11 protein-coding genes are annotated in these 12,003 nt (G+C 59.9%); 3 read left to right on the forward strand and 8 right to left on the reverse strand.

Annotated elements, in window-relative coordinates; all coding sequences use genetic code 11:
- Window positions 1–246: 246 nt before the first annotated feature.
- Window positions 247–879 carry a response regulator transcription factor gene (locus KI241_RS10505; RefSeq protein ID WP_042728864.1) on the forward strand — a complete coding sequence of 211 codons (633 nt, stop codon included), beginning with the start codon at window positions 247–249 and terminating at the stop codon, window positions 877–879.
- Window positions 880–943: 64 nt separating this feature from the next.
- Here the strand turns inward: KI241_RS10505 and KI241_RS10510 are convergent, their stop codons facing one another.
- The 8 genes from KI241_RS10510 to KI241_RS10545 all read right to left on the reverse strand — a co-directional run bounded on the left by KI241_RS10510 (window position 944) and on the right by KI241_RS10545 (window position 9,377).
- Window positions 944–2,569 carry a hybrid sensor histidine kinase/response regulator gene (locus KI241_RS10510; protein ID WP_042728863.1) on the reverse strand — a complete coding sequence of 542 codons (1,626 nt, stop codon included), beginning with the start codon at window positions 2,567–2,569 and terminating at the stop codon, window positions 944–946.
- A 259-nt stretch (window positions 2,570–2,828) separates the two neighbouring features.
- Window positions 2,829–3,326, reverse strand: coding sequence for a hypothetical protein (locus KI241_RS10515; RefSeq protein ID WP_080922032.1), 498 nt, complete (start codon window positions 3,324–3,326; stop codon window positions 2,829–2,831).
- A gap of 467 nt (window positions 3,327–3,793) precedes the next feature.
- Window positions 3,794–4,465 carry a hypothetical protein gene (locus KI241_RS10520; RefSeq protein ID WP_123578832.1) on the reverse strand — a complete coding sequence of 224 codons (672 nt, stop codon included), beginning with the start codon at window positions 4,463–4,465 and terminating at the stop codon, window positions 3,794–3,796.
- A complete protein-coding gene (locus KI241_RS10525; protein ID WP_047735571.1) occupies window positions 4,462–4,824 on the reverse strand; it encodes a response regulator in 363 nt (120 codons plus the stop codon). The genes KI241_RS10520 and KI241_RS10525 overlap by 4 nt, the downstream gene beginning before the upstream one ends.
- 83 nt (window positions 4,825–4,907) lie before the next feature.
- Window positions 4,908–6,323, reverse strand: coding sequence for an ATPase domain-containing protein (locus KI241_RS10530; protein WP_042728860.1), 1,416 nt, complete (start codon window positions 6,321–6,323; stop codon window positions 4,908–4,910).
- Between the two features lie 179 nt (window positions 6,324–6,502).
- A complete protein-coding gene (locus tag KI241_RS10535; protein WP_212803660.1) occupies window positions 6,503–7,303 on the reverse strand; it encodes a LuxR family transcriptional regulator in 801 nt (266 codons plus the stop codon).
- A 77-nt stretch (window positions 7,304–7,380) separates the two neighbouring features.
- Window positions 7,381–7,965: an aminodeoxychorismate/anthranilate synthase component II gene (locus tag KI241_RS10540; RefSeq protein ID WP_042728858.1), complete on the reverse strand. Its 585-nt coding sequence runs from the start codon at window positions 7,963–7,965 to the stop codon at window positions 7,381–7,383.
- Window positions 7,962–9,377 carry an anthranilate synthase component I family protein gene (locus KI241_RS10545; protein WP_244868269.1) on the reverse strand — a complete coding sequence of 472 codons (1,416 nt, stop codon included), beginning with the start codon at window positions 9,375–9,377 and terminating at the stop codon, window positions 7,962–7,964. The genes KI241_RS10540 and KI241_RS10545 overlap by 4 nt, the downstream gene beginning before the upstream one ends.
- A gap of 718 nt (window positions 9,378–10,095) precedes the next feature.
- Here KI241_RS10545 and KI241_RS10550 point away from each other — a divergent pair.
- Both KI241_RS10550 and KI241_RS10555 read left to right on the forward strand, forming a co-directional pair.
- A complete protein-coding gene (locus KI241_RS10550) occupies window positions 10,096–11,448 on the forward strand; it encodes a phenylacetate--CoA ligase family protein (protein WP_123578834.1) in 1,353 nt (450 codons plus the stop codon).
- Between the two features lie 8 nt (window positions 11,449–11,456).
- The gene (locus tag KI241_RS10555; RefSeq protein ID WP_042728855.1) at window positions 11,457–12,002 is read left to right on the forward strand and encodes a hypothetical protein; all 546 of its coding nucleotides are present in this window, start codon (window positions 11,457–11,459) and stop codon (window positions 12,000–12,002) included.
- Window position 12,003: the final 1 nt, after the last annotated feature.

Genomic DNA, 12,003 nt, shown 5'->3' on the forward strand with positions numbered 1-12,003 from the left:
GGTGTTGTGAACTGAACAACAACCGGTAAAAGGAATGCCCCCGGTCTGCGCAATGATAGGGCAATAATGCGAGCGGATAATCAATTGTCTGGACGGCATGATGGCACTTTAAGTTCATGTCGTTTCACTAATTGAAAGCCTGACTAGTACAAGTGTGCTAGTTCAGGTGTTCTATATCTTAAGTCACAAGACTCGGACATCATCGGATCGTTTTTCTATTCGAATGGATGTCGTGTGTTGTGTGATATGAATTGCCGAATTATCGTGGCAGATGAGCATCCGCTGTTTCGCGAAGGCCTGATGGTATTGCTTGAACGTTTGATACCCGCTGCAATGATCGAGCAAGCAGGTAATCTGGAAGAAGTACGAACGTTGATCGCGCAAGGGCGTCCCGTCGATACATTAATTCTTGAAATTCGTCTTCCCGGATTAAACGCCATTAGTGAGTTGGCTCAACTGCGTCAGGAGTTGAGACATGTCAAATTAATAGTGGTGTCGACCATTGATGACGGTGATGTCGTTGGCCAAGTCATGGATGCCGGCGTAGATGGGTTTGTTGGCAAGAGCCTCTCTTCGGAAGAGGTGGGCAAGGCCATTGTCGACATCCTGGAAGGCAAAGTGTTGGTCAAGTACGAGTCCTCCAGCCTGCTGCCCCTGGATGTGAACGATGATATGAGCCGACTGACCTCCCGGCAGAGGGAAGTCTGGCGGCTGATCGCCCAAGGCAAGACCAACAAGCAGATCGCCGCGCTGCTTGAAATCTCGCCTTTCACGGTGCGAATCCACGTTTCGTCCCTTATCCGTGCGTTGAACGTTCCCAACCGGGCGGTGGCCGCCGCCCGTTATGCCGGGCGCCAGACGCAGGACGCTTCGCCTTAGCCGAGGGGTAGGCCTTGAGTCGTCTTTGGCGCCCACAAGCCCGGGGCCGCCACCGGCCAGCTGACTAGGGGCGCATCGGACTCCCGTCCTGGCGATCCATGAGCTTGACCAGTTCGAGCAAGACACCGCGCAGCTCCGGCGGGCGCACGGGCTTGGCCATCACCGAGATGTTCAAGTTGTGCAGCGACTGGCGTATCCGCTCGATCTCATGCCCGGTGATGACCAGTGCCGGGACTTCCCAGCCGCGCTGCTCGCGTATGGCGGCGATGCATTCTGAGCCGGAGATTTTCGTCCCGAGGTCAAAGTCGGCAATGATGATGTCGCAGTCACTGGTCAGCCCCTCGCCATCGCTGTGGCTTTCCACCTGGCAGCCCCATTTCTCCAGCAGCGCCGAGGTCGCCATCAGGACGTTGGCGTCATCCTCCACCAGGCAGACCCGCAATCCATTCAGGCGCTCATGGAAGGGGGCCGCCCTGGGTGTGTTCGGGGTCTTGGGCGTGGCGGGCTCCAGGCCGCCGATGGTCACCCTGGTGCCTTGTCCCACGCGGGAACGGATGTGGATGTCGACATCGAGCAATTGGCTGATCCGTTTGACGATGGACAGGCCCAGGCCGAGGCCTTCGACGTCCTTGTCGCGGACATGGCGCACGCGATAGAACTCGTCGAACACGTGGGCCAGGTGCTCGCTGGCGATGCCGCGCCCCTTGTCGTAGATGACCACCGCCAGGCGGCTGGCCTGGCGTCGCACGCCGATCAATACGGGCTGGCCGGGGGCATATTTGAGGGCGTTGGACAAGACGTTCTGGACCATCGTCGTGAGCAGCCCGGGATTCACCGCGACCCAGTAAGGGCAGGGGCGCAACCGCAACTCGACGCCCGCCCAGCGTGCGGCTTCGGTGTTCTGCTTGACGACATCCTGCAACAACGCTCCCAGGTGGACGGTGTCCGCCTGGGGCACCAACTTGCCGTGATCCAGGGTGTAGATGTCCAGGATCGAACGAAACAGCTGCGACACGGTATGCAATGAGCGGTCGATGTTATCGACCAGGCGCAGCTCTTCCAGCCCCAGTTTGGCGTCGCGCAGGCAGGCGGTGAACAGGCCGATCGAGTGGATCGGCTGGCGCAGGTCATGGCTGGCCTGGGCCAGGAATCGGGATTTTTCCTGGTTGGCTGTGATCGCCTCCTCCGAGGCGATGCGCGTGCGCTTGAGCAGGATGTGCGCATAGGCGGGTACCACGATGGTGGTCACGATCAACATCAGGAACATGTACGGCTGGGTGCGCCAGAAGGCGTTGAGCCAGAAAATCAACACCAGGGTCAACAGCGCGATGGCCGTGGCGAGCGCCAGGTAGCGGGAGCCGAAGCGCATGCCGTTGCCCAGGGTCACCCAGAGCAGTGCCGCATAAATAGGCAAGGCGCCTTCGCCGCCCAGCACCATGGCGAAGGCGATGCCGGCGTAATCGTGCAGCATCGTGAAAAGGCGCCGCCAGAAGAAGTGCCCCGGCCAGCGCTTGATGATCATGCGCAGGAAGATCGAGACGACGAAGAACGTCGAGATGTAGATGATGATGGGGATGTAGCGCGCATTCCCTCCGCCATCCAGTCCCTCCAGGACGACGATGTACAACCAGGCGCAGGCACTGACGACCAGGCGGAGCGTGGCTTGGTCGAGTTCGCTGTTTTTTTCCATTGGCCTTGATCCCCTCATGAACATCGACAGGTGCGTTCGGCGATGCTCGGCATTATGGTTTAGCCATGGTCGATGCAGGTAGGCGCACGGGGCCGCGGATGGACAGCCGGCGTCATGACCCGGACTGGTCGGGGGAGGCTGGCCAGTGGTTCGGCTGCCAGATGTGCGGTTGGAGACGGCAGGTTCGCCGTCCCCAACGTTCGATGAGGGTGCTGACGGATACCGGTCGTTCGGGGGCGGGGCCCGAACAGGTCACTCCTTAATAGACCCGGTAGTACTTCACGACATCGTCGATGAAGTAGATGATCAAGGTCGAACCTTGGCTTTGGCTCTGTGGCTTCTTGTTGCCGGTCACGCTGGTGACATCATTGGCCACGCCTTGGGCTTTCGAGAGCTGCGCCGAGGTGTCGTACATTTTCAAGCTGGTTTCGGTGGAAACGTATTTATGGGCCAGCTTCATGTACTTATCCAGACCCTCTTCGCTCTTTTCGTATGTCCAGTTCGACTCGTTGCTGGTACTGGTCGAGTTGAGCTCTTCACTGCTCGGAGCGCCAAACATTTGATTGATCTGATTTTTTGTTGTCTTGCCCGGCGTGATCTTTTGCTTGAGGTAAGCAATGTCATATTTATTAGCGCCCGAGTTCAAGGAGTTCATCGAACTCATCAAGTCACCGGTGTTGGCGCAACCGTGGAGGGCGCCGACCAACACGCACAGGGCTATTCCGTTCTTTAATGTTTTTCCATACGTGAGGGACATAATACTTACCTTAGTGATTGCCAGCCTTTCCATTTGAACCGGGTAGGCGTTCAAGTTACGCCAGGCGTGCGAACCTGGCATCGATTGTGATTAATCGAATTTGCCCGACCTAACGTTTTAATCGCGCAGCACCGCGCGCCACGATCATCAGTGCGTTGATTGGTTTTTATACGCGGTTGACTGTTTGGCAGCGCGTTGCGGAGCCTTTACAGCTTAGGGGGGGAGATAGGCCTGGCGCCATAGTACAAGTGTGCTATGGAACGAGGCAGGGGGAGGGAAATCAATATCCTGGCCAAGCGTCTTTCACGCTTGAAGTTGCATGGCCATTAAAGTGCTAGTTATCAGGTTGTTGTGTGAGTAATCCAGTAAGCATGGAGCGTGAGCATGCTGGCGATCAAAGACAAAGCGTGTTGGCGTCGCACCGGTATCTTCGTCTTGCCGCGGCGCTGCTGTCCGTGGGACAACCCTCAAGCGAGACGGCCGATGGCGCGCGCCAGATTGGCCCGTGCCTGCTGCTCGAACGCATCGAAGTACGCCGCGTTGGTGTAGATGCGCTCGCGCGCCAGAAACCCTTCCAGGACCTGACGCCGCTTCCGGCGGTATAAAAACGAGGGCACATGGCGGTATTCGCGCCGCACTTGTTGGTCGTATTCCTCGAAGCGCTCGAACGGGGCGCCAAGGATCGCCAGGTCCGTGTCCACCAGCACCGCTTCGTCGACCGTCGCGGGAGCGCCGTCGTGTCGCGTCACCATGATCAGGTCATGAAGCCTGCGTCGGGTGGCTTCGTCCAGACCGCTATCGCGTGCCACCGTGTCCAGCCATTGCGCGCTGCGCAGTTCGTTGTCGTGGCGAAGAGGGTCGTAGATCGCGTCGTGGAACCACAAGGCGAGGTCAACCTCGGCAGGGGCCTGACAGGCCGCGTCCACGCAATCGCGCACTTGAAGGCATTCCTCCAGATGCTGGCAACTGTGGTACGCGCGGTGCGGTTCGCGGTAGTGGCGAATGAGCGCTTCGTGCGTCTGGCGCGACGCGCATTCGACCCCAAGCTGCGCCCAGACACGGGCCCAGGCGGCAAAACCCAAACGCTCGGACACGTCGGGCTCGGCGCTTGCCTGACCAGAAGTCGATGGCGGCTTCAATCCAGTGTCACCAGGGATTTTACGATGGAGATGATGCCGTCGATCTCAAAAGGCTTGGCGACGACACGGGCAAACAGATCGGCACGCTCCAACCCCAGGTGAGCCTGTGCACCGCTCATCAATATGATCGGTATGGCGGTGAGGTGCGCTCTGTTTTTAACGGACTCGGCAAACTCGATCCCGGTCATGGCCGGCATCATGAAGTCCGTGATGATCAAGTCCGGCCGTTCCCTTTCCAGGATTTCCAGTGCCTTGACCGCGCTACCCGCGGTAATCGCAGCAAACCCTTCGTCCTCAAGGGCAAAGCTGAGGATGTCGGCGATCAAGTACTCATCATCGATAATCAGGATCGTCTTCATTTTTCAACCACGCGCCAAGGCCACCCTCGAAACCTGGAGCGAAACACATGCGTTGATCGCCAGCTCGTTGCCACTCGCATTTTTCAGACCTTTCTGACGACGATTCCGGCATTGCCCATGACCACCTCAAGCAACGAGAGGTCATAGGGGTTATCCCTGATCTTGAGAATCGAGAGTTGCCGTTGAAGTTCAGTACCGTTGCGTCCGAACTGGATGAGTAACAGGTTATCCATCACGCTGGAAAGTTCGGGCACTGCCAGGACGAACTGATCACTGAACATGCGCTGGATTTCCCACGACGCGATGACCGTCACCCCGCGAGAGCGCAATTCGCCCAGCACGGCGGTGAAGACTTCGAGCACGCGTGTTTGATCGACGGCGACCCTGCCCATGGCCACCAGGCTGTCGAGGAACACACGCCTGATTCGCTTCTGCTCGACGAGGGCGAGCAGTTCGTACGCCACGCGGTCGATCAGGCCCGTCGAAGCGGAGTTCCACACCAGGTGCAATGCCCCGGTTTCTTCCATCCCGGCAAAATCGTGGCCGAGCGCCCTGGCCTTCATGCGCATGCGTTGCGGAGATTCGTGGAAGCCAAAATACAGGCCTGGTTCCTGGGGGGTGGAGCCGGCCAGGAATTGCGCGCCGACGGAGGTTTTGCCCGCACCGGACGGGCCCATGATCAGCGTGACCGACGACGTCATCAGCCCACCGCCGATCTGCGTGTCCAGCGATGGAATTCCGCTGCTGATCGTCTCCATGTGGTCGCTGTCCCTGAGGGCGGGGTGGGTCAGGACACTTTCGATGCGAGGGTAGATGGTGATGCCTTTCTCGGTGATCTCGAATTCGTGGGGACCGGTGATCGCGCCGCTGCCGCGGGTCTTGCGCAGTTTTATCCGGCGAACGGATTTGCAGTCGATGATCTCTTCGCCCATTTCGATGACACCGTCGACCATGGTGTGTTCGGGGCTGCCGTCGTCGAGCTGGGAACTGGTGAGGAACAGTACGGTGCAGCCGGCAAAGGCTGCATGCCCTTGCAGCTCGGAGATGAACTGCTTGGTGTCCAATGGCGTTTCCGCTTTCGAGCGGGCGTTGAGCAAGCCATCGAGGATCAGCAGGCTGGATTTCTGCCGGCTGATTTCCCGGCGCAACAGCTTGACCACTTCGTCCAGCCCTTCGTTTTCCAGCGTATCGAACGCGCTGACGAACTGGATGTTTTGGTTGACCTCTTCCTTTTTGTAGAAGGTCAGCGTGGACAGGAACTGGAAGAGCCGGTCATGGGGTTCGGCCAGCAACGTGGCGAAAAGCACGCGGCCGCCATGGTCGATATGGTTGAAGCCGATCTGGTTTGCCAGGATGGTCTTGCCCGACCCTGGCCGCCCTTGAATGATGTAGGACGAGCCGGCGATGAGGCCTCCCTTCAACAGCGTATCGAGGCCATCAATCCCGCTCTCAAGGCGTTTAAGCTGTTTCAACTCTGGTCCCTCTGCGCTGATCTTCATCGAGATTCGGATGGTGCGCCGCTCATTCACGGCGCGTCTCGTATGCAAAGGTTGTAGTGTAACCCTGCCACACGGATTTACGGCTCAATGTTTATGGATATGCATGGAGACTGCCGGGACTGTGAAGAGTTCGCGGAAAGCGAGGGGAGGTTTCAACGTGCAGGTTCGGAAAAAACCACTCAGTGAGTGGTTTTTTTCAACGCGTGCACCGCTGGGGTAACCGTCGGCATGACCAGTCCGAAGGCCGCCGCTGCACCGACGGCCTGTTGGCGGTTCACCGAGCCGAGCTTGCGTCGGGCGTTGAGCAGGTGGAAGTCGATGGTCCGTTCCGAACACGTCAGGATGTGGCTGATTTCCCAGGTGGTCTTGCCGGCGCTGGCCCAATACAGACAGTCCAGTTCCTTGGGCGTCAGGTCCTGGCGGGGAGGGGCCGGCCCGCGCAACTGATGGCTCATCCCGGCGAGCAGGTAGGGGATGAGCATGAACAGTTGGTAGACGGCGGGGTTGGAAAACGCGTCCGGCTCGGTGATGTCGGTGTCATCGAGGGCCACGCTCAATGTCCCCCTGAGCAGTTCGTAGCGCAGCGGAATGCTCAGGCCGCTGCGCAGGCCATAGAGCTCGCGCTGCTGCCAGAAGTGCCGGGAGCGCCCCCGGGCGCGCCGGCGTTCGCGGTCCCAGAAAAACGGCACCAGCTCGCGTCGGCAATGCCTGAGTATCGGGTCGATGTCGATCAGCCCGTCGCCGCGATACTGGTCAAGCCAGCGTTTGGGAAAGGTGGTAATGAGGCCGGCGAGCGGGTCGGTGTCCCTCGGCGTCGCCGGGCCCAGGCTGATGAGGTAGCTGCTGAAGCCGAGTTGGCGCAGCACTTTGTTCAACTGGCGCTCCCAATCGCAACGGTGGGCATCCTTGGCGAGATTCATGAAGGCGGCCAGCGGTGCGGTACGCCCGGCCGGCGGCCGGGGGGAGTTGTGTTTGTCCATAAACGAGTCGCTCTTGTCATAGCGGGAATGAAACGGCTGCGGCACGGGAAGAAGGGGCGCGTGCCCCTTCGAGCGGATCACTGGCGCACGTAACACTTGATGAAGCTGCGGAACAGGTCCAGGCCGTTTTCGGTCAGGATGCTCTCCGGGTGGAACTGCACCCCTTCCACCGGCAGGTGACGATGGCGCACGCCCATGACATAGCCATCGTCCGTGGACCTGGACGTCACTTCCAGGCAATCGGGCAGTTGTTGGTCGCTGATCATCAACGAATGATAACGAGTGGCTTGTATGGCACGTGCGTCGGTGTGGTCATAAACGCCCTTGCCGTCGTTCTCGATCGTGCTCACCTTGCCGTGCATCACGTGCGGGGCCCTGCACACCTGGGCGCCGAAGGCCAGGCCGATGGCCTGGTGGCCCAGGCAGACGCCCAGCAGCGGCAGGCGGCCCTGGAAATGATTGATCACCTCTATGTAGCCGACATCGGCCGGATGCCCAGGGCCAGGGCCCAGCACGCAGAAATCCGGGGAGAACGCCTCGATGCGCTGGAGAAGGTCTGGCACGTCGTGACGCTCGACGCGGGTTTCCAGCCCCAATTGTTCCAGGTATTGGCTGATGATGAAGACGAAGCTGTCATAGGCGTCGATGAGGAATACTTTCACAGTCCGATCTCCTGTCCGGTTACCGCTCGGTACACGGAACCCATTTTGTACAACGTTTCTTTCCATTCCATCTCGGGGACCGAGTCGGCGACCACGCCGGCGGAGGCCCGCAGGTGGTAGGTGCCTTCATCGAAGACCGTCGAGCGGATGCACAAGGCGGTGTTGACGCTGCCGTCGAAACCGACCAGGCCCAGGGCCCCGGCGTAGATGCCACGGCGGTTGCTTTCCATGCCCTCGATCAGTTCCATCGCCCGGACCTTGGGCGCGCCGGACATGGTGCCGGCGGGGAACGAAGCCTTGATCACGTCGTAGGCGTCGAGCCCGGGACGCAACAGGCCGCGGACGTTCGAGACCATGTGATAGAGGTGCGAATACTCTTCCACCAGCATGAACTCATCGACCTCCAGCGAGCCGGCCTGGCAGACGCGGCCGATGTCGTTGCGGCACAGGTCGATGAGCATCAGGTGCTCGGCGCGCTCCTTCTCCGAGCGCGTCAGCTCCAGGACCAGTTCGGTGGGGTCCACGCCGGGTTTCTTGCCGACGGTGCCGGCGATCGGGCGCATCTCGATCAGGTCGTCCCTGATCCGGACGAACAGCTCGGGGCTGGCGCCGATCAGGTCGATACCGCCCACGTGGGCCAGGTACATGTAGGGCGAGGGGTTGCGAAGCCTCAGGTTCTGGTACACCTCGAACGGCGTGACCTGCGAGCGAATGCGGATCTCATGGCCGAGCTGGATCTGGTAAACGTCACCGGCGCGGATGTGCTCCATCGCCACTTCGACGCGCTGGTGAAACTGCTCCGGGGACACCGTGCGGGTTTCCTCGAAGGTCGCTGGGTACGCCGGCAACTCCGGCGTTTGCGCGGGCTCGGCGGCGCTCAGAAAGGGGTAGTCTTGCACGGTGCGGGCCGCCCACAAGGGGTGGTTGTTGATCAGGGTTTCGACGATGCCGTTGCTGTGCAGATACACCAGGGTCTGGTAGACCGACAGGGCGATGAGCGGGTAGTCGTAGGTTTGCTCGGCCAGGTCGGGAAGCCGCTCGATCAGGCGAACGCAGTCGTAGGAAAAATAGCCGAAGAACGCCAGGCTGGAAGGAGCATTGGCCGCCGGCTGGAACGTCGCCTGGATGGCCCGCAGCAGGTTCCAAGCCGCCTCGCTGTCCGGCAGGTGGATCTTGTGTTCGTGATCGATCTGCACGCCGTCTTGTTGCAGGTGCTCGCGCAGGTGCTCGCAAAGCGCAGGGCAACCGCGCAATTGTGCCTGGCCTTCATCGATGCATACTTCGAAGAGCGGGTCGAGCCCGATGATCGTCGCGCGGCGGTCGCGGCTCGGGCCGGAGAGTGATTCAAGAATAAAGACAGACTCACGACCTCGTTGAGCCGCGGCACTTGCATATATACCCAATGCGTCCATGGGTCGACGTTCTTCACGGCGAGTTACTTTGACGTCAATTAATTTTCTGTTCACGGTTAATACCATTTTTCGAGGTGCAGCGATTCAGGCACTCCATTAAAAGAGCGCCACGGAAATATAAAGTGCGTAAACACTTTAAATAGGAATGGACGAATATCCTGAATGTTCGGGACGAACGCTGTTTATGCCGCGCGCAATACCAGGCCGGCCACGGATTGCGGCCAGTCAACGTGCAGGGCACAAGGCGCGAACGCCTTCGAGTTCAAGGATGAAGAGTCAGGATGTTGCTGGCAGGCAGCAGACAGGCGCTGGTCTTCGCTGGATTAGCGACGCCAGATATTGCTTTTGAAGATGGCCAGAATGGCCCGGGAACAGCTGTCGGGGCAGCTGTGGGAGGAACTGATAGCAGAAAGGTGATAGTACATTTTAGACATCCCAGTCTTGGCTAGGCACTGCGGGAAATAAACGGCAGTGCGGCGAAATTACCAGTGCCCCCCTGGGCTGTCAACCGTAAACCGGGACGGATATTCATCTTTCATTCATTGCTTAATGTTGATCGGCGCAAACGCTGTCCCTGTCCATTATGTAAACGCGCGTGCTCATAACAAGAAACGCGTGTGCGCACAACTGTGTAATCGCTCAGCTGGGTATTTGTAACTTCAGTCACTAACGTAGCGGCCGTTGAGTTCCAGTAACCCATCAACCCTGAGCGGCTGACATGAAAGAGCATCTAGAGACATTCAAGAAACGGTACGATCCGATCCACCAGGCCTATTGGACCGACGTCCTCAGCGACGCCGCGCTGGCGGCATGGCACCAGGAGCAGTTGCGGGAAGTGATCGGCCATGTGAAGCGATCCTCGCCGTTCTACTCCAGGCACCTCGCCCAGGTCGACGAGCGTTCGCTGACTCTGGATGACCTTGCCAGCGTGCCTTTCACCACCAAGGATGACCTGCGCGAGGCCGGTTTCGACATCTTGTCCGGCCCCCTCGAAGACAGCATCTTCTACTACGAGACCACGGGCACCACCGGGCCTGCCACGCCATGCCCACGGGACCGCAAGGAAAGCTACGCGAGCAATCGCCAACTGGCCATGGCCTACCAGGCCGTGATCGAAAAGCATTTTCCGGGGGAGAAGACGGTCGTCGGCATCATGGGCCCGACCGAGGTCCATTCCTTCGGTGACACCCTGGGTGATGTCTGCACCCAGCTCGACCTGTGCAATGCCAAGATCTGGCCGCACTCGCCGGTGATCGGCTGGGCCAAGTCCCTGCAGTTGCTCAAGGACCTGCGCATCGGCGTGCTCGCATCTGCGCCGGGGTTGTTGCTGGCCATGGCGAAGGAAGCCGAGCGCCAGGGCTTCAATCCGCGCGAGGATTTCGCCTTGCGTGCCTTCATGATGAGCGGCGAACTGTGCACGCCGGCGTTGAAGAACAACCTCTACAGCCTGTGGGGCGCGCAGGCCTACAACAGCCTGTATGGCTCCCAGGAAGCGATGATCATCGCGGCCTGCAACGCCAACGACCAACTGGTTCCCCATCGCCTCAACTACATCATCGAAGTGCTCGACCCCAAGTCCGGGCAAAGCCTGGGCAGCACCGGCGATGGCGAGCTGTGCGTGACCATGTTGATTCCCGGCAGCAAGCCTTTGGTTCGCTACCGCACCGGTGACCTGGTCTCGATCCAGTCGCGGCCCGGCTACCCGCAATCGATGCGCCAGACCGTCAAGGTGGTCGGCCGGGTGAAGGACGCGGTGCAACTGAATGATCGTGCCTTCTCGGCCGCGCAGATCGAGCAGGCGCTGCTTGAAGGCGTCGAGCAGTGCCTTGGCTACCAGATCGTCCTCAGTCGCGCCAATGATCGCGATACCGTCATCGCCAAGCTGGAGATGTCGCGCTTCTTCGAGGGCGACCGCGGCCGCCTGGTGCTGCTGATCAAGGAACGCCTGCGCGAACGGCTGGGGGTCGAGGCCACGGTCATGGTGGTGAGCGACCTGGCCGATCACGTGAACCTCGGCAGTTGGTTCAGCTGGAAAGAAGCGCGCATCGTCGATCAGCGTCAAGGCCAGTGAGGTCAGCGATGAGCCTGTCTGTTCGCGTGATCGACCACGCCAATGAGCTGTTCGAGTCTGTCCGGCAACTGCGCAACCGTTACCTGGGGACCAACCCGGCCAGGGAGGATGACTTCGAGCGACGAGAGCAGTTGCGCGACGCCTTGTCCTATCACCTGGTCTACCTGGACAACGACGAAGTGGTCGGGACCCTGCGCGTCACGCCCCTGGGCCATGGCCTGAGTTTCGTCGAGCGGGCCGTCAACGTGCACGCCTATTTCCAGCAATCGACCGATGCCTTCGATGCCAATCGCCTGGTGCTGGATGAGCGCTATCGCGGGGGACGGCACCTGCGCCTGTTTCTCTTGCAAGCGGCCATCTGGCTGAGGGCCAACACCCATCTGCGGTTCATCTCGGCACTGTGTCGCGGCCCGTTGGCCGCGCTGTATGTCGGCCTGGGCGGGCGCGTGCTGGTGGATGACGTGACCTGGACCGGAGAGCAGGTCGAGCGGCGCTACAGCCTCGTGTACCTGGAACTCGAAAATGTTTACCACACCGTTAAAGGAGCCATTTGAA

This window comes from Pseudomonas sp. Cab53 (assembly GCF_018325965.1).
Classification (GTDB): domain Bacteria; phylum Pseudomonadota; class Gammaproteobacteria; order Pseudomonadales; family Pseudomonadaceae; genus Aquipseudomonas; species Aquipseudomonas chlororaphis_E.